Source organism: Herbaspirillum sp. FG34 (assembly GCF_057809315.1).
The window spans coordinates 68,709-94,241 of sequence record NZ_JBMDJS010000002.1 but is presented as its reverse complement, the minus strand read 5'-3'; the positions used below and the strand labels follow the sequence as shown (position 1 = coordinate 94,241).

Here is a 25,533-nt window from a genome sequence, read left to right as displayed (position 1 = left end):
CGATGATGGCTTGCGGATGAAGGACCGGCCGGCCTGGCGGCACCCCTCAGCGCCCAAGGCCGACCTCGGCTTACGGCGACAATGTAAGCGTTGACACTCAACGCGAGGCTGACATCAAGATGACAATTTTGTCAGCCAGGGCGCACACCGGTGCAGGCCGCGCCCCTGGCCCTGATATCCTGCCGGGATTGCTGAGCACTTTTCGAGGATATCCATGACCACATACTCCATTGCCCACGCCATGCTCCGCACGATCTGGAGCGCGCTGGACGGCGCGCCCGATGCACTCGCCGCCGTGCGCCTGAGCGGCCAGGGTGACTTGCCCTCGGTGTTTGCGACCTCCGATCTGGCCCAGGCCTCGGTGGCCGCCGCCGGGCTGGCCCTGGCCGGACTGGTCCAGAGCGACGGTGCCGCGCCTGCGGAGGTGGTCTGTGACCGCCGCCTGGCGGCGATGTGGTTCAGTGGCAGCCTGCGCCCGCAGGGTTGGGCGCCGCCGCCCTTGTGGGATGCGGTGGCGGGGGACTATCGCGCCGCCGATGGCTGGATACGCCTGCACACCAACGCCAGCCATCATCGTGCGGCGGCACTGGCCGCGCTGGGGCTGGACGCCCGGCAGGCCACGCGCGAGGAAGTGGGGCAGGCCGTCGCGCGCTGGAAGGCGGGCGAACTGGAAACTGCGGTGGTAGCACAGGGAGGTTGCGCGGCTGAAATGCGCAGCCAGGCGCAGTGGGCGACCCATGCGCAAGGTGCGGCCGTCGCCGCAGAAGCGCTGGTTGCACGGCAAGGCGTCGAGGCCGCCGCGCAGCCATCGGGTTCCATCGATCCACGGCGACCCCTGGCGGGAGTGCGGGTACTGGATCTGACGCGGGTGCTGGCCGGGCCGACGGCCACGCGCTGGCTGGCCGGTTTCGGGGCCCAGGTGTTGCGCATCGACCCGGCCTTCTGGGAGGAGCCCGGGCTGGTCCCCGAGATGACCCTGGGCAAGCGCTGTGCCGGGCTCGATCTGCGCCAGCGTGCCGATCTGGCTTGCCTGGAGGATCTGTTGCGCGGGGCGGACGTGCTGGTACATGGCTATCGCGCCGATGCACTGGAACGCCTGGGCCTGGGCGTGCAGCGTCGGCGCGAGCTCAACCCCGCTCTGGTGGACGTGGCCTTGAACGCCTACGGCTGGAGTGGTCCGTGGGCGCAGCGGCGCGGTTTCGACAGCCTGGTGCAGATGAGCAGCGGCATTGCCGAGGCTGGCATGCGCGCCGCCGCCAGCGACAAGCCCGTGCCGCTGCCGGTACAGGCCCTGGATCACGCCACCGGCTATCTGATGGCCGCCGCCGCCGTACGCGGTCTGACGCTGCGCCGGATTGCCGGTGAAGGCAGCCAATACCGCTTGTCGCTGGCGCGCACCGCGCAGTTGCTGGCCGACCATCCCGCCGCCTCGGGGCTGGCCGGACTGGCACCGGAAACGCCAGTCGACCTGCATCCGCATCTGGAACAGACCGTCTGGGGCCCGGCCCGGCGCCTGCGCGCGCCGCTCAGCGTGGGCCAGGCCGAGATGGCCTGGGATCATCCGGCCTCGCCCTTGCGTTCGGCGCGGCCTGAGTGGCTCTGATTTCGTTTAACATGATGGCCTTGTGAATACGGGGCAGGCAGGCGGCATCATGACATCCACGCTCAAGGAACTGGTGGCAGGCAACAAGGGCCTGCTGGCCTTCATCGCGCTGATGGTGGTGTTTCGCAGTGCCATCGCCGACTACAACGTGGTACCCAGCGGTTCCATGCTGCCGACCGTGATGGTAGGGGACCGCATCCTGGTCGACAAACTGGCCTACGACCTGCGCCTGCCGCTGACCCATATCAGTCTGTGGCGCCTGGGCGAGCCGCGACGCGGCGACATCGTCACCATCGATTCGCGGCAGGCCGGCGAATTGCTGCTCAAGCGTATCGTTGGCCTGCCTGGTGACGTGGTGGAACTGCGCGACAACGTGCTCTTCATCAATGGCCGGGCCGCCAGCTACGGTCCGGCCCACGCCCCTCCCGAAAGCGGTGACGGCATCGACCAGGCGCGCTATCGCGATGAAGAGATCGATGGCATGAACCACCTGGTACGTCTGTCCGCAGCGCATCCCAGCCTGCACAGCAGCTTCGGCCCGGTGGTGGTGCCGGCCGATCACTACATGATGCTGGGCGACAATCGCGACAACAGCATGGATTCCCGCTACTTCGGTTTCTTTGCCCGCAGCGAGCTGATGGGGCGTACCCGTCGCATCGCCTTTTCCCTGGATGCCGACCACTTCTTCAAGCCGCGCCCGGATCGCTTCGCTCTTCGCCTGGATGCCGTGACCCGACCGCAGTGAGATTTCGGCGATTTTTTGTCACAATAATCTTCATTTTTTTGCTGTCAATCGCTCAAGTTGTCCAAAAGCATGCCGTTACCAGTGACGGAAAACATGCCTTTGTCATCTGGAGCACATCATTTCTCTCACCTTCATCTCCGATCCGGCCACCGGTCGCCGCAGGAATGCCGTCAGTCATGACGCCATCCTCGATGCCACTTATGTGATGCTCGAGGAGATCGGTTTCGACAAGCTCTCCCTGGAAGGAGTGGCGGCGCGCGCCGGCGTGGGCAAAGCCACCATTTATCGCTGGTGGCCCAACAAGAGCGCGCTGGCCATGGAAGCCCTGCTGCGTGCGGTGGAACCCCTGCCCGCGCTGGGCGACAGCGGTTCGACCCGCGACGACATCGAACAGCACATGCTGCAACTGTCCCAACTGTTGCGCGGCAAGTCCGGCCGGGTGGTGCGCGAGATGATTGCCCTGGCCCAGTTCGAGCCGGAAAGCCGCCGCATTTTCAATGACAACTACCTGGAGCCGCGCCGCCTGGCGCTGGTCAATGTACTGCGCCGTGGTGCCCAACGCGGCGAGTTCCGGGAGGATGCCGACCTCAACCTGGTCTTCGACCTGCTGTATGCCCCCGTACTGCAGCGCCTCCTGACCGGCAGTGCCGACATCGACGAGCGCCAGATTCAGTCCCAACTGAAGCTGGTCCTGGGCAGCATCGCGCTGTCCCAACCCCTTTTGACGTCTAGTAAAATTTCGAGCCAACAAGCGTAAATTTTGTTGAGCAGTCCCCTGATTGCACCTAGAATCCGAGACGAAACGTATCGTATTGGTTCTGGGTAAGTGAACTTTTGCGTCAAAAATCAGCGATTCCGGGCAGCCGGGAGACGCTGGAAGCGCCAGCAGACGGCGCCACACGACGATAAAAATCCATCTCTTCCTCCGCAGAGGGTGCGGAGGACAGCCCACGGGAAATGCGAGCCGCCTGCATGCCGGGCGTCCTGTTGCTTTCCATGCGCCGGTGCAGGCCGGCGCTTGACCAGTCTACGTTGATCCGAACAGACATCGCCGGCTTCCCGCCTCGGGAGGCCGGCACATGGTTGCCGCAGCGCATTTGGGCGTCGTCATGACGGCGCGGTGGCAACCCAGGGGCAGACCACACATGCAAGATATGCCAGTGCAAGGGGGAAACATGCACAGCAACGCAATGCAGCCATGCCGGGGCGGTGACGCCTCCGGGCAGGGAAAACTACGCTGTCGCCGCTATCGCACGATGCGGCGCTGGTGCCTGACCGGCTTTGTCGGCATTCCGCTGTTGCTGGGATTTCTCTGGTTGCAGTTCGCGGCCGCGCGCAACGGTGGCGAATTGTTCTATGCCGATCAGGTCTGCGACTGCCGCCAGGCGATATCGATGTGGGTGCGGGATTATGTCTGGACCCAGATGATCTGGTTGCCGGGCAACATGCTGTTCCTGCTGATCTGGATCGCGCTGGCGGTCAAGCTGTGGAACGGCAAGCGCAACCCTGGCTGAGAACTGAATCAACCGTCGATGTGCGCCACCAGCGGCAGATGATCGGACGCCACCCGTGCCAGTGCGGTGCGATGCACCTGCACCTGCAGCAGGCGCTGGCGCGGACTGATCCAGATGCGGTCCAGCGCCAACAGCGGCCAGCGCGAGGGGAAGGTGGGCGGTGCCGGAGCGGCTTCGAAGTGCGACACCAGCCAGCGCAGCGCGCGCCCCCACATGAACCATTCATTGACATCGCCCATCAGGATCACCGGTGCCTGGTCGGTATCGAAGGCCCGCAGCAGTCGTTTGATCTGGGCGCGCCGCTCGGCAGGCTTCAAGCCCAGATGGGTGGCGATCACCCGCAGCATGTGCCCGTGGCAGTCGATATCGGCATCCAGCGCCCCGCGTGGTTCGCGACTGCCGAAGGAAAGGTCGATGCTCTCCTTGGCCAGGATGGGGTAGCGGCTCAGGACGGCATTGCCGTAACGGCGCTCGGCGCTTTGCAGGGTGGGGCCCTCGACCGCATGGAAACCGGTCTCTTCGCGCAGCAGCGCCAGCACATCCGGCTGCGAGCGGCCTCCCAGCGGTACCTCCTGCAGGGCCACCACATCGGCCCGGATTTCCTTGAGCACCCCGGCGATGCGTTGCGGCGCGAAGACGCCATCGGTACCGACGGCACCGTGGATGTTGTAGGTCGCCACGGTCAGCGGCCAGGGATCGCGCTCGCGCAGCGGCATATCCGCCGTGAGGACAAGCTCGGTATCGGCGTGCGGCGCAGACGGCGCAGAGTGGTCCGGCTCACGATGGGACAGGGTGCCGGTCGTCATCAGGCCTGCCTTGCCTCCACGCCATGCTCGGCATTGACGCGGGCGATGCCGTCATCGCTGGTCGATGGCGGCGGCGCACTGCGGCGCGCCGCCCTTGCGGAGGTGTTCGACGGTCTTGCCGCGCGCGGCTTGAGCAGCTTCTGCAGGCCAAAGGCCATGAGCATCAAGGCGGCAGTCACGCCGACCAGGATCAGCACTGTCTGCACACTGGGATGACGGATCGCTTCAGCCAGATTGTGCGAAAAGACCACCGTCAGGACGATGCCCGGCGCCATTCCGATCAAGGTGCCCAGCAGGTAATCTCGCAAGCCCAGATGAGATGCTCCCGCCACCACGTTGACCACGGTGAACGGGGCAATCGGCAGCAGTCGCACCACGGCCATGGCGGCGATGCCGCGCTGGGCAAAGCGGCGGCTGAGCTTGTTGATGCGCGGCCCCAGCATGTCACGCAGGGCATCGTGGCCCAGCCAGTGGCCGAGTCCGAAGCCCAGCAGAGCGCTCAGGCCCACACCCGCGGTGGCATAAAGGCCGCCATTGACGGGGCCGAACACCACCCCCGCCACGGCGATCAGGACGGTAATCGGCACCATCAGCATGCCCGCCACCACGAAAGCGGCAATCACGATGGCCGGCGTGAAGGGCATCTGGTCGACGCTGCGCGCCAGCGCAATGAGCGCGCTCAGGTTGATCCATTCGCGCAGCGGGGTGAAGCGCCAGGCCAGCGCAAAGATCACCAGCGCCACCGCCAGCACGCCCAGGCCGATCATCCGGCGCGGCACCGGCTTCCTGGCACTGCGCGGCACATAGGCATCGACGATCTCATCGGGGCTGACAGGGCGCTCGGGATCGAAGACGGCGTTGTCCTGGGTCAAGGCGTCCAGTTCGGGAATCAGGCGCGGATCCATCGGCCGCAGCTCACGCCGGCCGGCCTGGCGCAACCTTGCAATCGCGGCGTGCAGGCCGTGCTCCTGCTGCATGGCGGTCCGCACGTCCTGCACTGAGCAGCCCAGATGTTCGGCCAGCAGACGATTGCGCATGAGGGCGATGGCGGTGCGGATCTGCTCCTCTTTGGCGGCATCGCCCTGTACCTCGATAGTGAGGCTGCATTCGGTATCGAAGGCCATGGAGCGATTGCTCATGTTGGCCGAACCCACCGAGAACAGGCGGTCATCCATGGCAAAGACCTTGCTGTGCACATTGAGGCAGCAGCCATCCTCCAGTCCGGGCAAGTGCGGGCAATACATCTGGTAGCGGGCGGCTGCATGCTCGCCCTGGTTTTCCAGTGCCGTCTTGAGGCGGTGGTGGATGCGCGCCCGCAGCGCGCCCATGGTGGCCTGCTCCAGCCAGCCGCTCTGGGTCTGGGGCGAGATCACGGCCACTTCCGGGCCTTGGGGTTCGCGCAGGCGTGCGCCGATGGCTTCGGACAGCACGTTCGAGGTGAAATACTGGTTTTCAAAGAAGAGGTGATGCCGTGCTCCCGCGATGGCATCCAGATACAGCTCACGGATTTCGAAGACGCCCGGGCGGTCCTCATAGGCCGGTTCGGTACGGGAGATGCCGATCTGCAGGTCGCACAGATCGGGCTCGACACCGTGTGGCCATGGATCGTCGGCAGGCAGGGTCGGCACCGTTGACCAGGACGTGCGCCGCTCGGCATAGCCGGCCAGGGCCCAGCGTCGGCGCGCCAGTTCACCCAGGGCGCGGGCGACATCGCCATCGGCCATGGCCTGGACATCATGGAAGGGAGCGTAGGGCTTGTCATCGGGATCGCGCCGCAGCGGGTTCTCGGGCAAGTGCTCGGGGGTATCCCAGCGGCAGCGCGTCAGGTCCAGTCCGCCCACGAAGGCCAGCCTGTCGTCGATCACCACGATCTTCTGGTGATGCGACGCTCCCACCGGATGACGCGCGTCAGTGCGGAAGTGCAGGCGCTTGTTGCGCGCACGGCCGGGCTTGCGGGCCATCATCCATTCGCGTTCGAGCGCGTAGAGCATGGCGTAGTCCCAGTTCAGCACATGGATGTGCAGATCCGGCTGGCGTTCCACCAGTGCGTGCAGCAGGTCGCCCAGCTGCGGCGGCAAGCCGTCATCGGTGACACCGGGGACCAGCACGGTGCGGCTGTCGATGTCCCAGCCCAGGATGTAGACGCTGTGCCGCGCATTGAGCAAGGCCAGGCGCAAGGTACGGAAATAATCGGCCGCATCGATGAGCAGCTTGAACCGGTCCGCGTGCGCCAGCCGCCAGCAATTGCGGCCGGGTTGCAGCAGCCCGGCCGGCGAGCGGTCCAGGGCAGTAGGGATCTTGTCGCTCATGGTGTGCTGCTCCTCCATAGGGAAAGCGTGAGGGCGGCACGACGACGCGCACGGTGCCGCAAAAAGCTTCACCTTAGAATCTTCCTGCATCGCCGCCCATCGGACAGCCCCCCAAGCTGATGTAGGAAGATGCTGTCGCGCCGCGCCCGTCGGTGATCAAATGCGAGTTTCCCGATAGTGACGAAGATGTGAATTTTTGTTGTCACGCAGCAGTAATACTTGAGTGCAACAATGCGCCCCGCATCCAGACCGGCTGTTCATTCGTTCAGTTTCCAGGGAAGAAACTGAAGCAAATGATCAAACTTCACCGGTTCACCGCCACCTCAAGGGGAATTCCATGACCATCCGCATGCGTATCACGCTTTTGGTGATACTTACCTTCGTTGCTATCGCCGGTATTGGCGGCTATGCCATGATGCAGTCCCGCAGCAGCGCCCTCGAGGTACGCTCGGTCACGGAAGGCGTCATGCCCAGCGTGCTGGCGTCGGCCGACCTGATGGGCCAGTTGAAGGATGTGCAGCTGGCCGCGATGGTGATGGTCAACGAGACCGACAAGCAGCTGGTGGCCCAGGAAAACGACAAGCTGGCCGAGAAGAAGGCGGTGCTGGAGAAGGCCCTGGCAGCCCAGACCCGACAGGCTCAGGGCGTGGCCCAGCACGGCTTGATCGAGCAGGCCAGGGAGAGTCTGGACAATTACTTCGGCGCCATTGATACCACCGCCAAGTTCAAGCTGGCCGGCAAGAACGAGATCGCCCAGGCGCAGTTCTTCGGCGGCGTGATGCAGTACCAGACCGAGCTGGAAGGCATCGTCAACACCCTGCGCATCGAGAAGAACCGTTTCAAGGACAATGCGATCGCCTCGTTGAACGACAAGCTGGCGCAGACCACTACCACCATCAGCATCGTCACCGTGGTGGCGGTGTTGCTGCTGGGTGGCCTGGGCTTCCTGCTGTATCGCCAGATCACCGGGCCGATCAGCCGCATGGCGGCCATGATGGGCGAGATCGCCACCAGCCAGGACTTTACCCGTCGCCTGCCGGTACAGCGCATGGATGAAGTGGGGCACTCCATCGTTGCCTTCAACGGCATGGTCGAGAAGATCGAACTAGCCTCGGCCCAGGTGCGCCAGAAGACTGCCGACATGCAGGCCATGCTGCAGAACATCCCGCAGGGCATTCTGACCATCGTGGACGGCAACAAGGTGCATCCGGAGTATTCCGCCTTCCTCGAAACCGTCTTCGAGACCACCGACATCGCAGGCCGCGACGTGATGGAGCTGGTCTTCTCCAACACCAACCTGGGCGCCGACACCCTCTCGCAGATCGAAGCCATCGGTGGTGCCTGCATCGGTGAAGACCTGATGAATTTCACCTTCAACGAACACCTCATGGTCGGCGAAATCGAAAAGACCATGGCCGATGGCAGCGTGAAGATCCTCGATCTGTCCTGGTCGCCCATCACCGATGAAGAGGACAGGGTGATTCGCCTGATGCTGTGCGTACGCGACGTGACCGAGCTGCGCCAGCTGGCTGCCGAAGCCAACGAGCAGAAGCGCGAACTGGAAATGATCGGCGAAATCCTCGCCGTCGCGCCGGCCAAGTTTGCCGACTTCATCGGCAGCGCGCGCCGCTTCCTGGACGAGAACGAGCAGATCGTCCACCAGAACCCGGAAGCCACCGCCTTTGCCATCGCCAAACTGTTCCGCAACATGCACACCATCAAGGGCAACGGTCGTACCTATGGCCTGCTGCACCTGGCCAACGTCGTTCACCAGACCGAGCAACACTACGACGACCTGCGCCACGCCGACAGCGGCGCTGTCTGGAGTCAGGAAGCGCTGCTGCTGCAACTGGCGCAGGTGCGCGAGATCATCGACCGTTACGCCCGTATCAACGACGTGACCCTGGGTCGTGGTGCGGCTGCGGGTGTGGAAGCAGTGCTGCCGGGTTATGCGCGCCATGTCCTGACCATCGACCGCAAGCATATCCAGGACAGCCTGCTGCGTCTGGAAAACGTCAATACCGCCAACCTGCATGAACTGGTGGCCGTGCGCAACGATGTGCGCCGCACCCTGCGCCTGCTCGGTACCGAGACCATCGAGGAAATCCTGGCTCCGGTCATCGATTCGCTGCCGGCCCTGGCGGAGGATCTCGGCAAGGCGGCTCCGGTCGTGCTGATCGATGACAACGGCTACGTGGTCCACAGCTTCGCCTCGCCGCTGCTGCAGAACGTCTTCATGCACCTGATCCGCAATGCGGTCGATCATGGCCTGGAGACCGGTGAAGAACGCCTGGCCAAGGGCAAGCCGGAGGCCGGCACCATCAAGCTGGAGATGGGCGTGATGGACGACATGTTCCAGATGGCCCTGTCCGACGATGGTCGCGGACTGGCGCTGCACAAGGTGCGGCAGATCGGCATCGAGAAGCAGCTCATCACGGTGGACCAGGTGCTCACCGATGCCGAGATTGCACGGCTGATCCTGCAACCGGGCTTCTCCACCCGCAGCGAAGTGACCGAGGTCTCGGGACGCGGCGTGGGCATGGATGCGGTGTTGGACTTCGTGACCCGCGAACACGGCAGGATCGAGATCCGTTTCATGGATACCGAGGAAGGCGCAGCCTTCCGCACCTTCCAGATCATCGTCATGCTGCCCGAGAACGTGGCGGTGGAAGTCGACGGCATCGATGTCCCTTACCCCATGGCGGGGCAGGACGTGGCCGCACCGGTCGTGCTGCCGCAGGGCGGCGACGAGCAGGTGGCCTGAGCTTCCGGGCTGCGATCACGGACCATCATCAAAACAGCAGGAAAACCGATCCATGTTGCATTCTCTTCTCCTGGTGGCGCTGGGCGCCGTGCTGGCCGGTCTGCCGCTGGCCGGGCTGTGGTTGCGCCAGAAACGCCGTGCGCGCCAGCTCATCGATGCCGGCCAGCTCGAACAGGTGCGCGACCAGGCCCAGGCCACCCTGGCCGAGCAACAGCAGCAATGGGCCGCACATCAGCAGCAGCTGGAGCAGGATCGTCTGGCGGCCCAGGAGCACATGGCCGCGATGCGCCGCGAGAGCGAGGCCATGCTGGCCCGCCTGTCCAGCGCGCAGTCCGACCATGTCTCACGCGTGCGCCAGAGCTGCGACGAATCGCAAGACACCATCAGCAAGCTGCTGGGCCTGGTGCGCACCTTCGAGCGCTGGCACGACGACATGAACGAACTGATCGCTCACAATCGCGAGATGCACCGCAAGAACGACGAGTTCGCCCTGATCGTGAACCAGGTCATCATCGTGGCCCTCAATGCCTCCATCGAGGCGGCGCGCGCCGGGGTGCATGGTCGTGGCTTTGCCGTGGTGGCACAGGAAGTGCGTGATCTGGCGCAGCGTGCCGAGAAACTTTCCAAGAGCTATCGCGCCAACCTGTACCAGAACGACCTGATCACCACCACCACCTTCCAGGACCTGCAGGCCGGCGGCAAGATGATCATGGGCGCCGTCATCGGCCTGGACCTGATCAACAAGAAGACCCGCCAGGCCCTGGCTGAAGCCGCATGAGCGCCAACGACATGGACGAATTGCAGGCGGTGGCCGAGGTGGTGGGCGACGAACGCATCAGTGCCAGCGCCCGAGACGGCTTCGATAGCCTGCTGCTGCAGGCGCTGCGCAGCAGCCTGATACCTGCGGACACCAGCGCGGAGATCTCGGTGAGCGAGGATGCGGCCGATCTCACCGATCAGAAGATGGTGGTGCTGACCATCTCGTCTTACCTGTTCCGCCTGATGGTGATGTTCCACTTCAGGCCCGACGCCGGCACCCGTGCGCATTTTGCGCGGCTCACGCGAGCCGCCGCCAGCGAGATGGACGATCAGGCCCTGCTGGATGCCATCGCCGAATGCGGCAATCTTTGCTGCGGCATCTTCAACCGCGAGCTGGGGCGTTATTTTCCGCACCTGGGCATGTCCACGCCCAATGTGATTGATACCCGGTGTGTGGCTTATCTGCAAAAACTGAACTGTGCGCACGTACGGCATTTCGCCATCGACCTGCCCGAGGCGCCGCGCCTGCATGTCTCGCTTGCGGTCTGCGCCTACGACCGGCTGGACTTTGCCGTGGCAGCGGGCGAAGCGGGCGATGCCACGGGCGAACTGGAACTGTTCTGACCCATCAACGATTCGGGGGAATCTCATCACCATGGAAACCACTGCCAGTCTTGACGACGCCGTCACCAGCAAGATTCTGGTGCTCGATCGTGACGCCGATTGCTACGACACCATCAAATCCTTTTGTGATCGCCACAATCTGGTGGGCCTGAAGGCCCATGAGGAACACGTGATGGCGGTCCTGCGCAGCAACGTCGATCTGGGCGGCATCATGCTCTCGGAAAGTCTGGCCGGACTGGGCGGCACGGTGTCGGGTCTGGCCCGTCGCATTCGCGAGGTACGTCCGGAACTGCCGATCTTCCTGCGCCGTCGCCGCGAGAGCGCGGATAGCGACTTGTCCGATCGCGACAGCGAACTCTTCAGTGCCGTCTACCGCATCGAGGATATCGATGCGCTGGCACCGGCGGTGGCCTCGTCCATCTTCAGCCAACGCTATCCCAACGCGCTGGTGCGGGGCATTGCCGAGATCAGTCGCATGGTGCTGGAGAGCCAGTTCCCCGGCAAGCAGGTGGAGATCGAACAGCCTTACCTGGTGCGCGACCGCATCATCTTCGGCGAGGTGTTCACGCTCATCCCGCTGGAGAGCAGCTGGTGCCGTGGCTACATGATGCTGCAGGCTGAACAGAAGACGTTGCAGGCACTGGCCCCGGAGGAGTCGGGTGATTTCCGCCATCTCAACAATGCGCTGGGCGAACTGACCAATCTGATCTGGGGCTGGTTCAAGAACCGCTTCATCAACCAGGCCCCGCCCATCCATCAGTTGAGCCAGGTGCCGATCATCATCAATCATCAGCATCGTTACATTTCCTTCGGTTCCGAGGATGCGCAACTGTGCTTCAAGTATCTGCTGCGTCGTGATGACGGTGCGCCGCTGGTGCTGTTGCAGCGCTTCATCTTCAACCTGTCTTGGTCGCCGGAGGATTTCACCGAGAACCAGACCTCTGTCGAGGAACTGTTCGAATCCGGCGAACTGGAACTGTTCTGAAACCGGGCTGCCCGGCACTGATTTACCTTCCCCCCCCAAAGCAAAGAGAGCATTCAAGATGGCACAAATCCTGGTAGTGGACGATTCGAGCACCGTGCGCGCCGAAGTCGGTGACTTCCTCAAGAAGAATGGCCTGGACGTCGCCCTGGCCGTGGACGGCCGCGATGGCCTGGCCAAGCTCAAGGGCGACCCGGCCATCAAGCTGGTGGTATCCGACGTGAACATGCCCAACATGGATGGGCTGACCATGGCCGAGAAGATCCGCAGCGAACTGGGCAATGCCAGCGTGAACATCATCATGCTGACCACCGAGAATTCGCCCATCATGAAGGAGCGCGGCAAGGCGGCCGGCATCAAGGGCTGGATCGTCAAGCCCTTCAAGGGGGAGGCAGTATTGCCGACCTTCAAGAAGCTGGTGGGCGTCTAAGCCTTGCCTGGCGGGCGATCAAGCCGGCTCCCTGCCGCAAGGGGCCGGCTTCATTTTTCTTCCAGCACCAATTCGAAGCAGATCAGGACCGGATTGCGACCGCGTGCGAGCACACCCTCACAGACCTCGCCTTGTGGATTGATGAGCCCGATATCCAGCTGCCCGCGGCCCTCGCGAACTTCGCCCGAGCGGATCAGGATTTCGGTGGCGCGGTCCTCCAATACCCGTCCATCCGCGAATTCGGCGCCGATGATGCTGCCCACGCTGCCGCGCACGATGGCATGGTCGATGCCATGTGCTGCACAGGCGCGTTCGACGGCGATGGTCAGGTCCTGGTCCGGGCGGATGCGCGCCAGCACGACGCGTTTGCCGCTGCTCGCAGTGGGCCGGTCGCTGAGGCGGGTGGGGTAGAACAGGGTGAAATTGGTTTCAGGGTCGTAACGGGTCGCCATGGTGGCGTCGTGCAGTCCCCAGGCTTGCGCCGGTGTACTGGTCGCGACCATGGTCTTTTCCATCATCAGATGTCCGCCCTGGCGCTGGCCGTTGCGGCCGCGCCAGACGGCGTGACAATGCACGAAGGGCTCGCCGTCCTTGCGGCCCACGGTGGCGCAGGCGTATTCGATGAGCGTGCCTTCCTCCATGGCATGCGGTGCACTGTAGAAGGCGGCATGCTGGTCATCCACCGCCAGCGCGGGCATGAGGAAGTGCAGGGCGGCAATCGGCAGGTTGGCAAAGCGCACGGTGCCGCCCTCCAGGCCTGCGCGCGCCAGGGGAATGCAGATGGCGTCCCGCAGGTTGAGGCCGGCTTCGAGGGTGAAATCAAGCTGCATCGCCGGACCCGCCAGCGCGACGATGCGCTGCGGGTCGGGCGTGCCGGGATGACGGACGGTGCGGGCGAAGGATGGTGCGACGACTGGCATGGGGTCTCCTGGTCAGCTGGCTGCGGGCGGTGCGGCTTTGGCGGGCCGTCTGGGCATATCGGGAGCAAGGATTATCGCGCGTTCGATGCAAGCATGCGGGTGAATGTTTTTAATCTTCCGGCATGACGGAAAAGTCTTGATCAAATAATGCGGACGATTGTTTGACGAGATTTGCAGCCTGGAACAGTTGCACCTCTGAAAGGGAACGCACGGGAAATCGGCATTTACCCTGACACCGTCCGTACACATCAGCTTCGAGCAGCAGTACGGATCGTAGCCGGGGCCATTACAGTCCCAGTACACTTTACTGTACAGTTCTGGCGCCGACATCCTCTCTCACAAGACCGGATGTCGGTCCTGGTCCAGGCTCACTGCTCGGCAACGCTCTCCTGCTCGCTCTCCGCCCGGCGGCGCGCCCGATAAGCCCCGATCTCCCCGATCTTCAAGCCCTCCGGCAGCCGCAGATACTTGCCTTGTCCCACCCGCTGCGCATGATAGATCCCGGTATGCCCTGAAAACAGGTATGCCACCACGCAAGCCAGCGCCGCAAACGGTCCGATCTCCGGACCGAACAGTTCGATGGCCATGATGGTGGAGGCAATCGGCGTGTTGGCCGCTCCCGCAAAGACCGCCACGAAACCGATTCCCGCCAGCATCGAGAACGGCAGATGCAGCAGCGGCGCCATGGCATTGCCCAAGGTCGCGCCGATGTAGAAGAGTGGTGTGACTTCGCCACCCTTGAAGCCGCTGCCCAGCGAGGTCACCGTAAAGACCAGCTTGCCCAGAAAGTCCCAAGGGGCCAGCGGATGCTGGAAGGCTTCCACGATCACCGGGATACCCAGACCAATATAACGATGTGTGCCGATCGCCCAGACCGCCACCGCGACCACCGCGCCGCCGATGAAAGGCCGCAGCGGCGCATAGCTGACATGACGCTTCATGAAGGCCGACAGGCGGTGTGTGCTGTTGGCAAACACCATCCCCGCCAGCCCGAAGACCACGCCCGCCGCGATCACCGCTGCCACGCTCCAGAGCGCGACAGGCGCACTGCCGCTCATGAGGTAGTGCGTATGATGCACCCCCCAGGCCAGGCCGACCTGGTCGGCCGCGATGGCAGCGACGAAGCAGGGCAGGATGGCGTCATAGCGCATGCGGCCGATGGCCAGCACTTCCAGCCCGAAGAGCGCGCCTGCCATGGGGGTGCCAAACACCGAGGCAAAGCCGGCGCTGATGCCGGCCATCAAGAGAATGCGCCGGTCCTGGGTGCGCAGGCGCAGCAGGTGCGTGAGCTGGTCGGCCAGCGCGCCTCCCATTTGTACGGCCGTCCCCTCGCGGCCCACCGAGGCGCCGAAAAGATGCGACATCACGGTGCCAAACAGCACCAGCGGCGCCATCCGCAGCGGGATCACCTTGCGCGGATCGTGGATCTCATCGATGAGCAGGTTGTTGCCAGCTTCCACCGGCTTGCCGGTATGCAGATACAGCCAGCCCACGGCAAAGCCGCCCAGCGGCAGCAGCCAGATGATCCATGGATGGGCTTCCCGCCATTGGGTGGCATAGTCCAGCGCGAAGAGGAAGAAGGCCGAGGCCGATCCGGCCAGTACCGCGATCAGGCAGGCAATCAGACACCATTTGAGAATGTAAGGCAGCAGGTGCAGCTGTTCGGGGATATTTTGATTTTTCATGTAACCAGAGTGCTGAATGAACATCCTGGCACACGGAGCGTGGAGCGCGCGAAGCAGAAAGGCGAACGCCTACAGCCCCGGATTGCCAGGTCACTGTAGGCATCATCAGCCCCAACATGAAGTTGGTGGCGGTTGGAGGAGGAATGCCATCTCCTTGGCGGCGATAGTAGCAATTTTGCAGCTCATCGGCAACGGTACGTTGCTTGTTACCGACATGGTGTGGCGGTAATCATGCCCGCAAGGCCGCTTCCAGGTCACGCATGTGCAGCCAGAGGCGGCCGCTGGTGCCGGCCGTGAGGGCGTGGGCGATGCGTCCGAACCATTGCGGTTGCAGCCTGAGCGCTGTGCGGAAGGCTTGCAGGGCCTCGTCCATGCGATGGACTTCCTGCAGGGCCACGCCCAGGTTGAGGGCGGCATCGGCATAGTCGGGGCGCAATTGCAGCGCCCGGGCGAAGGCCTCGACGGCGGCGGCCGTCTCCTGCAGATCCTGCAGGGTCAGTCCCAGGTTGAACCAGGGTTCGGCCAGGTCCGCGCGCAGGCGGCACGCTTGGGTGAAGGCGGTGCGCGCGGCGGCCAGGTCTCCCAGTTCGCGCAGCGCACTGCCCAGGTTGAGGACGGCTTCCATCGCCTGCGGTGCCAGCGCCACGGCCTGGCGCAGGGCCGTGGCCGCTTGCGCATGACGGCCCAGGGCCGACAGGCTGGTGCCGAGATGGAAATGGGCCTGGCTCAGATCGGGCTGATGGTGCGCCGCCGCCTCGAAACAAGCTACGGCGCCTTCCGGATCGGCGTTGGCCAGCGCAATTCTCCCGGCGATGAGCAACGAGGGGACATGCTGCGGGCGCGGCGCCAGGCTCAGCAGGATATGTTGGCGCGCCTGTGCCAGCGCTTGACGGTTCAGCGCCAGCATGGCCAGCAGCTGATGCGCCGCAGGATGTTGGGGGGCCAGCGCCAGCACGGCATGGCTGGCCTGCTCGGCTTGCGCAAAATGCCCGGCATTGTAGTGCTGCAGGGCGCCAGCCAATAGCTGGTCCGGACTGGGCGACGGGGCTGGCATGGGAGCGCTGGGCAGTGGCCGGAAGGCGTCAGCCAGCGGCGCGTTCAACAATGACGTAATGCTTGCGGACCGGCTCGACCACCTCAAAGACACCCTTGAAGCCGGCCGGGATCACCATGGCATCCCCCGGGCCCGCCTCGGCAACCTTGCCCTGCTCATCGATGACGCGGCAGCGGCCCTCCAGCACGCAGAAATATTCATCCTTGTCGGGGGCGAAGGCGATACGCCAGCTGCCTTTTTCGCAGGCCCAGACGCCGGCGTTCATCTGGCCGCTGGCGCTGGTGAAGTAATTCCAGGTGGTGCGCAGGGGATTGCCCTCCAGTCGGCGGTCTTCGCGGGGATGGTCGTATTCGGGCGTGGGCGCGGCAAGGCGAAACTGGGTGATGGCGGGTGTGGCGGACATGATCGGCAGGCGTGGCGGTAAAGGGTCGACGATGAGGTCAGCAGTGTAACAGCAGCAGACGCGTGGCCGATGAGGATCAAGGCGCTGAATCGGTCCGGGGAACCGCTATAATGACTCCCCTGACGCGGAAAAATGGGCTGCTATATCAGTCACCAGTCACTTGGTCACGCCTGCCGATGCAGGACGGTCCTATTTGATGATGCCCTGGCCGTGTCGTGTACATTCATCCCCGTGCGGCCCCGCGCCTGCCTTTCGTCTTTCCTATCGTGACTTACAGTATCAAAGAAATCTTCTATACCTTGCAAGGCGAGGGGGCGCATGCCGGTCGTCCGGCGGTGTTCTGCCGTTTTTCCGGCTGCAACCTGTGGACCGGTCGCGAGGAAGATCGCGCCCGCGCCATCTGCCAGTTCTGCGACACCGATTTCGTCGGCACCGATGGCGAGAATGGCGGCAAGTTCAAGTCGGCCAGCGAACTGGCCGACCGGATCAACAGCTTCTGGCCGGCCCGCCATGCCGCCAGCAAATACGTCGTCTTCACCGGGGGCGAGCCGCTGCTGCAACTGGATGCGGCCCTGATCGAGGCGATGCACGCGGTCGGCTTCGAGATCGCCATCGAGACCAATGGCACCATCGAGGTACCACCGGGGGTGGACTGGATCTGCGTCAGTCCGAAGATGGGCGCGGAATTGAAGGTCAGGCAGGGCAGCGAACTGAAGGTGGTGGTGCCGCAAGCCGGACAGCCGCTGGACGAGTATGAACAACTGGACTTCCGACATTTCCTGCTGCAACCCATGGATGGCCCGCAGGCGGCGGCCAATACCCGCCTGGCCATCGAGATGGTCAAGAACAACCCGAAGTGGAAGCTGAGCATCCAGACCCACAAGCTGCTCAATATTCCCTGAGCGATTTTTTGCTTTTTTCTTCATGCGGCTGCGCGCCGCATGATTACAATGGCTTTACCCCGCCCGCTGCACGGCTTGTGCGGCCGGCATCCTCGAAGAAACATTCATGCTGACCATTACCCGCAAACTCGAATTCGACGCCGGCCACCGCATTCCGGACCACAAGAGCCAGTGCCGCAACCTGCATGGCCACCGCTATACGCTGGAAATCACTCTGACCGGCGCGGTCATCGACATCGAGGGCAATTCCGACAATGGCATGATCATGGATTTTTCCGACATCAAGGCTCTGGCCAAGGAGCATCTGGTCGACGTCTGGGACCATGCCTTCCTGGTCTATGAAAAGGATGCGCCGGTGCGCGACTTCCTGGCCAGCCTGCCGGGCCACAAGACGGTCATCATCGGCAGCATCCCGACGGTGGAAAACCTGGCCCGCGAAGCCTTCGCCATCCTCAAGGCGGCCTATAAGGACCGCTACGGCACCGGCCTGCATCTGCAAAAACTGGTGCTGCACGAAACGCCCAATTGCTGGGCCGAGATCACGGCGGATTGATGGACGGCGCCAGCAGCCCCTTGCCAGCGGTCATCACGGAGGCCGACCTGCGCCACATGCGCGCTGCGCTCGACCAGGCCAACCATGCCTGGGCGCTGGGCGAGGTGCCGGTGGGCGCGGTGGTGGTCAAGGACGGGGTGGTCATCGCCAGCGGCTTCAACCAGCCCATCGGCAAGCACGATCCGACCGCGCATGCCGAGATCATGGCGCTGCGTCGCGCAGCCGAAAAGCTGGGCAATTATCGTCTGCCTGGCTGTGAACTCTACGTGACGCTGGAGCCCTGCGTGATGTGTTCCGGCGCCATGATGCACGCGCGTCTGGCCCGCGTGGTCTATGGTGCGGCCGATCCCAAGACCGGCGCCTGCGGCTCGGTGGTGAACCTGTTCGAACAGGAGAAGCTGAACCATCATACCGAGCTGCTGGGCGGCGTGATGGCCGAGCAATGCGGTCAGTTATTGAAAGAATTCTTCGCCATGCGACGCGAACAGGTGAAGCAGCAACGGCTGCAGGAAGCCGCCGCGCAAGGCGATGCCCCCACATCAGGTGAACACGCATGAAGACTGCCTCTGCTGGTCGCGAATTGCTGGAAGAACTGGTGCCACCGGGCACCGGGGTGGCCGTCGTCGCCCCCTGCGGTCATGCCGGGCTTGATCCGACCGGCGTACAGCGTGGCGTGGCCTTGCTGGAGTCGCTGGGCTGCCGGGTACGCAACTTCTACGACCACGCCCGGCGTTACCAGCGCTTCGGCGCCAGCGATGAACGGCGCGCTGCGCAACTGATGGAGGCGGCGGCCGATCCGGACATCGACATCATCCTGGGCCTGCGCGGCTCCTATGGCATGAGCCGTATCCTGCCGGCGCTGGATATTGGCGCGCTGGCGGCCTGCGGCAAGCTGCTGGTGGGCTATAGCGATTTCACGGCCCTGCAGTGTTGCCTGTTGGCGCAATCCGGTCACGCCGGTTTCCAGGGGCCGATGCTGTGCGGGGACTTCGGTGCGGAGTCGCCCAACTGGGGCGCGCTGGCGACGCTGTGGCGTACCCTGAGCTCAGCGCAAGTGGTGGTGCGCAACTATGACGGGCAGGACGGTGCGGACCGGGCGCCCAATGGTGATCGCCGTACCGATCCCTTGAGCCCGGTCGTGCAGTGTGCGGGCAAGCTGTGGGGCGGCAATCTGGCAATGGTGGCGCATATGGTGGGCCATCCGCAGTTCCCGTCCCTCGAGGGTGGAATTCTGTTCCTTGAGGATGTGAATGAACATCCTTTCCGGGTGGAGCGCATGATCCTGCAGCTGGAGCAGGCCGGCGTGCTCGGTCGGCAGAAGGCCATCCTGCTGGGTGATTTCTCCGCCTACCGGCTCGCCGAGATCGACAACGGCTACGATTTCGGCGAAATGCTGGCCTACCTGCGCGGGCGCATCGCCACTCCCATCGTGACCGGCCTGCCGTTCGGTCATGTGCGCGACCTGGTGACGCTGCCGCTGGGCGCGCATGCGGTACTGGATGCCCGCGGTGCAGAAGGCTTCACCTTGACCTTGTCGGATTATCCGACGCTGGCCCGCCGTTGAGGTGCCCGGCGGACGCGCGGGCAGCCTTCGGCGCGACGGAAGGAAAGCTCACTTTTCCTTGATGTCGACCTTGACCGCGTCCTGTTCGACGGTGATCTTGCCCGGCTCGAAGGTCTTGCCGTTCATCTGCAACTGTTCCGGCTTGAAGGTGTAGAGCGCATAGTCGCGCAGGAACTGGTCGGCGGCGGCATTGCCCAGGGCCGTCAACTGCTGCGCATATTGCGGCGGCAAGTCAGTGCTGTCGACCTTGTCCACCTTCGGGCCGTCCAGACGCAGCGTGCGTGTGGACGGATCGTACTTGAAGGCGCTGCTCAGGGTCAGCACCGCGTTGACCGGGCGCTGCAGCAGCAGGGGATTGGCGATCTGGGCGTCGACCACGGTCTCCATGCGATTTTGTGCCGGCAACATGCCCAGGCGCGGGTTGCTCAGGGTGACATCGAAGATGTCCATGTAGCGCAGCTTGCGCGGAAATTGCGGCGCAATGGCGCTTTGCAGCTGCTGCTTGGAGACGGTGTATTCGCTGGTCCAGATGTTGTAGCCGGTATCGGCAGCGTGCGCCGATACCGGCGCAAAGACCAGCGTAGACAAGGCCAGGACGGCGGCTGCGGAAATGAGGGCTTGCTTCATGCTTGCTGTTTCCAGAGTGGCAAAGTGAATCAGAGCGCCCGTGACGGGCAAAAAATCCCGGGCAATTGTAAGCCGGTGCCGGTCGGCAAGCGCAGAAACATAGCATTTCAGCAAGTTTTGGCCGCCACCCCGGCCCGCAACGCAAGCCGCCACAGGCTTGCAGTGGTAAAATGTCCGGTTTCGCGCGCCGCCCCTTTGGCTTTGGTCGGCGCACGCAAGTTACATTTTTGAAAAGGTTTTCGCAGTGCTATCCACCGCAAACATCACCATGCAGTTCGGCGCCAAGCCGTTGTTCGAGAACATTTCCGTCAAGTTCGGCGATGGCAATCGCTACGGCCTGATCGGCGCCAATGGCTGCGGCAAATCCACCTTCATGAAGATTCTGGGCGGCGACCTGGAGCCGTCGGCCGGCAACGTCAGCCTGGACGTGAACGAGCGCCTGGGCAAATTGCGCCAGGACCAGTTTGCGTATGAAGAAATGCGCGTGCTGGACGTGGTCATGATGGGCCACGTCGAGATGTGGGCCGCGATGTCCGAGCGCGATGCCATCTACGCCAATCCGGATGCCACCGACGACGACTACATGAAGGCCGCCGATCTGGAAGCCAAGTTCGCCGAATACGACGGCTACACCGCCGAAGCGCGTGCCGGCGAGCTGCTGCTGGGCGTGGGCGTGCCCATCGAGCAGCACAATGGCCCGATGAGCAATGTCGCACCCGGCTGGAAGCTGCGCGTGTTGCTGGCGCAGGCCCTGTTCTCCAACCCGGACATCCTGCTGCTGGACGAACCGACCAACAACCTGGACATCAATACCATCCGCTGGCTGGAAGAAGTGCTCAACGAGCGCAATTCCACCATGATCATCATTTCCCACGATCGCCACTTCCTCAACCAGGTCTGCACCCACATGGCCGACATGGATTACGGCACCCTGAAGATCTATCCGGGCAATTACGACGACTACATGCTGGCGTCTTCGCAAGCGCGCGCCCAGCAACTGGCCGCCAATGCCAAGGCCAAGGAAAAGGTGGCCGAACTGCAGGACTTCGTGCGCCGCTTCTCGGCCAACAAGTCCAAGGCCCGCCAGGCAACCTCGCGCGCCAAGCAGATCGACAAGATCAAGGTGGAGGACATCAAGCCGTCTTCCCGCGTGAACCCGTTCGTGCGCTTCGAGGGCGAGAAGAAACTGCACCGCCTGGCCGTGGAAACTCAGGGCATCACCAAGACCTATGATCGTGACATCTTCAAGAACTTCAGCATCATGGTTGAAGCCGGCGAGAAGATCGCCATCATCGGTGCCAACGGCGCGGGTAAAACCACCCTGCTGCGCAGCATCGGCGGCGACGTTACCGGACTGCATCCCGATTCGGGCGAGGTGAAGTGGGCCGAGAACGCCAATGTCGGCTACATGCCGCAGGATCCGACCGAGGAATTCGCCGGTGGCGAGACCCTGACTGACTGGATGGGCAAGTGGACCCAGGAAGGCGACGATGATCAGGCCGTGCGCGGTATCCTGGGCCGTCTGCTGTTCTCCGGCGACGACGTGAAGAAGTCGGTGAAGGTGCTCTCCGGTGGCGAGAAGGGCCGCATGATGTACGGCAAGCTGATGCTGGGCCGCCACAACGTGCTGCTGATGGATGAACCGACCAACCACATGGATATGGAATCCATCGAGTCGCTCAACATCGCGCTGGAAAAGTACGCCGGCACGCTCATCTTCGTCTCGCACGACCGTGAATTCGTGTCCTCGCTGGCCACGCGCATCCTTGAAGTCAAGGATGGGCAGGTGATCGACTTCCAGGGCAGCTACGAAGACTACCTGGCCAGCCAGGGTATCGAATAATTTCCCCAACCGCATCAGCACCGTATTGTTGACCGCCATGCAAGCAACAGCAACCAAGGTCGTCGAGTTCGAGCGACCGCAAATGGAGACCGGCGGCAGTTGTACCGCCAATGCGTGGGCCAAGGTACCGGCCACGCCCAGCCCCGAGGAACGCGCGCAATTGAAAGCGCGCATCCGCCAGCTGCTCAAGGAGAAGCAGGCGGTGCTGGTGGCGCACTACTACGTCGATGGTGACCTGCAGGACCTGGCCGAGGAAACCGGCGGCTGCGTCTCCGATTCGCTGGAAATGGCGCGTTTCGGCCGTGACCACGCCGCCCGGACCCTGGTGGTGGCCGGCGTGCGCTTCATGGGCGAGACGGCCAAGATCCTGAGCCCCGAAAAGCGCATCCTCATGCCCGACCTGGACGCGACCTGTTCACTGGACCTGGGTTGCCCGGCGGATGAATTCGCCGCTTTCTGCGACCAGCATCCGGACCGCACCGTGGTGGTCTACGCCAACACCAGCGCAGCGGTGAAGGCGCGCGCCGACTGGATGGTGACCTCCGGCATCGGCCTGGAAATCGTCCAGCACCTGCATGCGCAGGGCAAGAAGATCCTGTGGGCACCGGACAAGCACCTGGGTAGCTACATCCAGAAACAGACCGGCGCCGACATGCTGCTGTGGCAGGGTTCCTGCCTGGTGCATGACGAATTCAAGGGCGTGGAGCTGGAACTGATGCGCGCCGAGCATCCGGATGCTCTGGTGCTGGTGCACCCGGAATCGCCCGAAGCCGTGGTGGCGCAGGCCGACGTGATTGGCTCGACCTCCCAGTTGATCGCCGCCGTGCAGTCCTCCGACGCGCCGGCCTTCATCGTCGCCACCGACAACGGCATCCTGCACAAGATGCGCCTGGCGGCGCCCGGCAAGCGTTTCATCGATGCCCCGACGGCGGGCAACAGCGCTACCTGCAAGAGCTGCGCGCATTGCCCGTGGATGGCCATGAACGGTTTGCAGAATCTGCTGCACGTGCTGGAGACCGGTGCCAACGAGATCCATGTCGATCCTGCAGTAGGTAAAAAAGCCGTGCTCTGCATCGACCGCATGCTGGACTTCGCTGCCCGGCGCAAGGCCAAGGTTCGCCCCTCGGCGCGCCTTGAAGACGAACAGCAACTGTTTGCAGGAATCGGCCCCGCATGACTCTCCACGCTCTCAAGACTGCCTCGACGATTGCGGCCAGCAACCTGCGCAATCCCTTCGGGCCTTTCGATGCCGCGCTGCATGCGGCCTTCGATGCCAATGTCAACCAGGCCATCGCCGAAGATGTGGGTGATTGCGATTACACCGGCTTGCTGGTGCCCGAAAACGAATTCGTGAAAGCCCGCGTGATCGTGCGCGAAGCCGCGGTGCTATGCGGCGCACCCTGGTTCGAAGCCGTCATGACCCGGCTCGATCCGCGTCTGCAGGTGAGTTGGGCCTATGCCGAAGGCGAGCTGATGGCCGCTGACAGCGAAGTGTGCCGCATCGAAGGGCCGGCGCGCGCCTTGCTGACGGCCGAACGTGGCGCGCTCAATTTCCTGCAACTGCTTTCCGGTGTGGCCACGGCAACCCGGCGCTACGTGGAGGTGGTGCAGGGCACCCGGGCGGCCATCCTCGATACCCGCAAGACCTTGCCCGGGCTGCGCCTGGCACAGAAGTACGCGGTCCGCGTCGGCGGTGGAGAAAATCAGCGCCTGGCGCTGTATGACGGCATCCTCATCAAGGAAAACCACATCGCCGCAGCCGGTGGCATCACCGCTGCCGTAGCGGCCGCGCTGAAGCTCAACGCCGGAGTGAGCATCCAGGTCGAGGTGGAGAGCATTGCCGAGCTCGACGAAGCCTTGCAGGCGGGGGCCGAGTCCATCCTGCTGGACAACTTCTCGCTGGAGATGATGCGCGAGGCCGTCACCGTCAATGCCGGTCGGGCGCTGCTGGAGGCCTCCGGCGGCATCAACATGCAGACCGTGCGCGCCATTGCCGAGACTGGCGTGGACAGGATCTCCATCGGCAGCCTGACCAAGGATATCCAGGCGACCGATTTCTCTCTGCGCGTGATCGGCTGATTGCGCTCGCCTGGCGCTGCGAGCCTGCGCCAGGCTTCATTTTCCTGCGCCATCAAGTGCAGGAACGTATTGAGGTTTTCCCCTTCCAATGCCAGATGCCGGCGACAATGGTTCGCCGGCCATGACGATAAACAAAGGGGGAGCCATGAAAACCTTTCACTGCGACAACTGCGGCCTGCAAGTTTTCTTCGAAAACACCGTGTGCGGGAATTGCGGCTGGATGCTGGGTTATCAGCCCGAGTTGCAAGCCATTGGCAGCTTTTCGCTACTGGATCCGGAAGTGGCGCCGCCACAAGATGCCGAGCCCGAACCGGGTTCGGGCCGCTGGCGCAGCGTCAGGCCGGACAACGAGGGCAGGGTCTTCAAGCAGTGTCTCAACTACTGGCGCGAGAACATCTGCAACTGGATGCTCGATGAGCGCGAACCGCACGAGCTGTGCGCTTCCTGCCGCCTGACCCGCGTCATTCCCAATCTCGACGAAGGCAACAACCGCGTGTTGTGGAGCCGACTGGAGACGGCCAAGCGACGCCTGCTGCATTCTCTCTGGACCTTGCAATTGCAGCCGGTACCAAAGATGGAGGATGAAGAAGCCGGCCTGGCCTTCGAATTCCTGCAGGATCTGCCGCATGGCGAGCGGGTGCTGACCGGGCACGCCGATGGCGTCATCACCATCAACATCGCCGAAGCCGATCCCGCCTACCGCGAACAGGCGCGCGAGCAGATGGCCGAGCCGTATCGCACGCTGCTGGGACATTTCCGGCATGAGAGCGGCCACTATTATTTTGATCGCCTGGTGGCCCCGACAGCATGGCTGGAGCCTTTCCGCGCCAAATTCGGCGACGAGCGCCAGGATTATGGCGAGGCGTTGAAGACTCACTACCAAAACGGCCCACGTCCCGATTGGGAAGAAAACTTCGTCAGCGCCTATGCCAGCAGCCACCCCTGGGAAGACTGGGCGGAGACCTGGGCGCATTATCTTCATATGTTCGATACGCTGGAGACGGCCTACGCTTGCGGCGTGCAATTGCGGCCACGTCACGAAGGCGAGCAGAAGCTGGTCATCACGGCGCCGCCGGTAGCGGCTGGCTCCTTCGATGAGCTGGCCCGCGAGTGGTTTGCGCTGACCTATGTGCTCAACAGCCTGAATCGCAGCATCGGTATGCCCGATTCCTATCCCTTCACCTTGTCCACGCCGGTACTGGAAAAATTGCGCTTCGTGCATGAGGTGGTCAATGCGGGCGCACCTGACTGAGGCTCAAAGGATTTCGATTATTGCTCGTTGATTGAATGAGACGGGGAGTCATTCTCCGCCGAGCGACTCGAAGCGGCTCATCAATTCCAGCGGTAGTGCTGGCAAGGAGAGCTGC

At 63.5% G+C, this 25,533-nt stretch carries 24 protein-coding genes and 1 riboswitch; of the genes, 17 read left to right on the top strand and 7 right to left on the bottom strand.

Features of this window, described 5'->3' with window-relative positions; all coding sequences use genetic code 11:
* The first annotated feature begins 214 nt into the window (after positions 1-214).
* From ACODSZ_RS02530 to ACODSZ_RS02515, 4 genes are all read left to right on the top strand, one after another.
* Entirely contained in the window at positions 215-1,603 is a 1,389-nt protein-coding gene (locus tag ACODSZ_RS02530; protein WP_488926976.1) for a CoA transferase, read from the top strand.
* Positions 1,604-1,652: 49 nt separating this feature from the next.
* Entirely contained in the window at positions 1,653-2,348 is a 696-nt protein-coding gene (gene lepB / locus ACODSZ_RS02525; protein ID WP_175343505.1) for a signal peptidase I, read from the top strand.
* A 106-nt stretch (positions 2,349-2,454) separates the two neighbouring features.
* Entirely contained in the window at positions 2,455-3,105 is a 651-nt protein-coding gene (locus tag ACODSZ_RS02520; protein WP_217509863.1) for a TetR/AcrR family transcriptional regulator, read from the top strand.
* A 418-nt stretch (positions 3,106-3,523) separates the two neighbouring features.
* Positions 3,524-3,862: a hypothetical protein gene (locus tag ACODSZ_RS02515; RefSeq protein ID WP_237713545.1), complete on the top strand. Its 339-nt coding sequence runs from the start codon at positions 3,524-3,526 to the stop codon at positions 3,860-3,862.
* Between the two features lie 8 nt (positions 3,863-3,870).
* On the opposite strand, the gene ACODSZ_RS02510 is transcribed toward ACODSZ_RS02515, so the two are convergent.
* Both ACODSZ_RS02510 and ACODSZ_RS02505 read right to left on the bottom strand, forming a co-directional pair.
* Complete coding sequence (locus ACODSZ_RS02510) at positions 3,871-4,668, bottom strand: endonuclease/exonuclease/phosphatase family protein (RefSeq protein ID WP_488926975.1); 798 nt, start codon at positions 4,666-4,668, stop codon at positions 3,871-3,873.
* Complete coding sequence (locus ACODSZ_RS02505) at positions 4,668-6,977, bottom strand: VTT domain-containing protein (RefSeq protein WP_488926974.1); 2,310 nt, start codon at positions 6,975-6,977, stop codon at positions 4,668-4,670. Before ACODSZ_RS02505 ends, ACODSZ_RS02510 begins: the two co-directional genes overlap by 1 nt.
* Positions 6,978-7,314: 337 nt before the next feature.
* Here ACODSZ_RS02505 and ACODSZ_RS02500 point away from each other — a divergent pair, with 337 nt between their 5' ends.
* Genes ACODSZ_RS02500 through ACODSZ_RS02480 form a run of 5 tightly spaced genes read left to right on the top strand, consistent with a single transcriptional unit; the run spans position 7,315 to position 12,536 of the window.
* A complete protein-coding gene (locus ACODSZ_RS02500; RefSeq protein WP_488926973.1) occupies positions 7,315-9,741 on the top strand; it encodes an ATP-binding protein in 2,427 nt (808 codons plus the stop codon).
* A gap of 52 nt (positions 9,742-9,793) precedes the next feature.
* Positions 9,794-10,519 (top strand): methyl-accepting chemotaxis protein, encoded by a 726-nt coding sequence (locus ACODSZ_RS02495; protein ID WP_488926972.1) that lies wholly within the window; start codon positions 9,794-9,796, stop codon positions 10,517-10,519.
* Positions 10,516-11,124, top strand: a complete 609-nt coding sequence (locus tag ACODSZ_RS02490) for a hypothetical protein (RefSeq protein WP_488926971.1) — start codon at positions 10,516-10,518, stop codon at positions 11,122-11,124. Before ACODSZ_RS02495 ends, ACODSZ_RS02490 begins: the two co-directional genes overlap by 4 nt.
* Positions 11,125-11,155: 31 nt before the next feature.
* The gene (locus ACODSZ_RS02485) at positions 11,156-12,109 is read left to right on the top strand and encodes a chemotaxis protein CheX (protein ID WP_175343511.1); all 954 of its coding nucleotides are present in this window, start codon (positions 11,156-11,158) and stop codon (positions 12,107-12,109) included.
* A gap of 58 nt (positions 12,110-12,167) precedes the next feature.
* A complete protein-coding gene (locus ACODSZ_RS02480) occupies positions 12,168-12,536 on the top strand; it encodes a response regulator (RefSeq protein ID WP_008329138.1) in 369 nt (122 codons plus the stop codon).
* 50 nt (positions 12,537-12,586) lie between these two features.
* On the opposite strand, the gene ACODSZ_RS02475 is transcribed toward ACODSZ_RS02480, so the two are convergent.
* The 4 genes from ACODSZ_RS02475 to ACODSZ_RS02460 form a co-directional block, all read right to left on the bottom strand.
* Positions 12,587-13,456 carry a PCC domain-containing protein gene (locus ACODSZ_RS02475; RefSeq protein ID WP_488926970.1) on the bottom strand — a complete coding sequence of 290 codons (870 nt, stop codon included), beginning with the start codon at positions 13,454-13,456 and terminating at the stop codon, positions 12,587-12,589.
* Positions 13,457-13,824: 368 nt separating this feature from the next.
* Positions 13,825-15,141 (bottom strand): voltage-gated chloride channel family protein, encoded by a 1,317-nt coding sequence (locus ACODSZ_RS02470; RefSeq protein ID WP_034350366.1) that lies wholly within the window; start codon positions 15,139-15,141, stop codon positions 13,825-13,827.
* An 89-nt stretch (positions 15,142-15,230) separates the two neighbouring features.
* Positions 15,231-15,304: riboswitch (Fluoride riboswitch) on the bottom strand.
* A gap of 66 nt (positions 15,305-15,370) precedes the next feature.
* Entirely contained in the window at positions 15,371-16,195 is an 825-nt protein-coding gene (locus ACODSZ_RS02465; RefSeq protein ID WP_081486055.1) for a tetratricopeptide repeat protein, read from the bottom strand.
* A 28-nt stretch (positions 16,196-16,223) separates the two neighbouring features.
* Positions 16,224-16,598, bottom strand: a complete 375-nt coding sequence (locus ACODSZ_RS02460; protein ID WP_008329124.1) for a cupin domain-containing protein — start codon at positions 16,596-16,598, stop codon at positions 16,224-16,226.
* A 266-nt stretch (positions 16,599-16,864) separates the two neighbouring features.
* On the opposite strand from ACODSZ_RS02460, the gene queE reads away from it, so the two are divergent.
* From queE to ldcA, 4 genes are all read left to right on the top strand, one after another.
* Complete coding sequence (gene queE, locus ACODSZ_RS02455) at positions 16,865-17,500, top strand: 7-carboxy-7-deazaguanine synthase (protein ID WP_175343515.1); 636 nt, start codon at positions 16,865-16,867, stop codon at positions 17,498-17,500.
* A gap of 106 nt (positions 17,501-17,606) precedes the next feature.
* On the top strand, positions 17,607-18,053 hold the full coding sequence (gene queD, locus ACODSZ_RS02450) for a 6-carboxytetrahydropterin synthase QueD (RefSeq protein WP_034332336.1): 447 nt from the start codon (positions 17,607-17,609) through the stop codon (positions 18,051-18,053).
* Positions 18,053-18,610, top strand: a complete 558-nt coding sequence (gene tadA, locus ACODSZ_RS02445; RefSeq protein ID WP_175343578.1) for a tRNA adenosine(34) deaminase TadA — start codon at positions 18,053-18,055, stop codon at positions 18,608-18,610. Before queD ends, tadA begins: the two co-directional genes overlap by 1 nt.
* Entirely contained in the window at positions 18,607-19,617 is a 1,011-nt protein-coding gene (ldcA, locus tag ACODSZ_RS02440) for a muramoyltetrapeptide carboxypeptidase (RefSeq protein WP_488926969.1), read from the top strand. The genes tadA and ldcA overlap by 4 nt, the downstream gene beginning before the upstream one ends.
* Positions 19,618-19,665: 48 nt before the next feature.
* On the opposite strand, the gene ACODSZ_RS02435 is transcribed toward ldcA, so the two are convergent.
* Entirely contained in the window at positions 19,666-20,244 is a 579-nt protein-coding gene (locus tag ACODSZ_RS02435; RefSeq protein ID WP_488926968.1) for a DUF1439 domain-containing protein, read from the bottom strand.
* Between the two features lie 244 nt (positions 20,245-20,488).
* On the opposite strand from ACODSZ_RS02435, the gene ACODSZ_RS02430 reads away from it, so the two are divergent.
* The 4 genes from ACODSZ_RS02430 to ACODSZ_RS02415 all read left to right on the top strand — a co-directional run bounded on the left by ACODSZ_RS02430 (position 20,489) and on the right by ACODSZ_RS02415 (position 25,418).
* On the top strand, positions 20,489-22,087 hold the full coding sequence (locus tag ACODSZ_RS02430; RefSeq protein ID WP_175343518.1) for an ABC-F family ATPase: 1,599 nt from the start codon (positions 20,489-20,491) through the stop codon (positions 22,085-22,087).
* Positions 22,088-22,124: 37 nt separating this feature from the next.
* Positions 22,125-23,264, top strand: a complete 1,140-nt coding sequence (nadA, locus tag ACODSZ_RS02425) for a quinolinate synthase NadA (RefSeq protein WP_175343519.1) — start codon at positions 22,125-22,127, stop codon at positions 23,262-23,264.
* Complete coding sequence (nadC, locus tag ACODSZ_RS02420) at positions 23,261-24,166, top strand: carboxylating nicotinate-nucleotide diphosphorylase (RefSeq protein WP_175343520.1); 906 nt, start codon at positions 23,261-23,263, stop codon at positions 24,164-24,166. Before nadA ends, nadC begins: the two co-directional genes overlap by 4 nt.
* A 145-nt stretch (positions 24,167-24,311) precedes the next feature.
* Positions 24,312-25,418, top strand: coding sequence for a zinc-binding metallopeptidase family protein (locus ACODSZ_RS02415; protein ID WP_488926967.1), 1,107 nt, complete (start codon positions 24,312-24,314; stop codon positions 25,416-25,418).
* Positions 25,419-25,533: the final 115 nt, after the last annotated feature.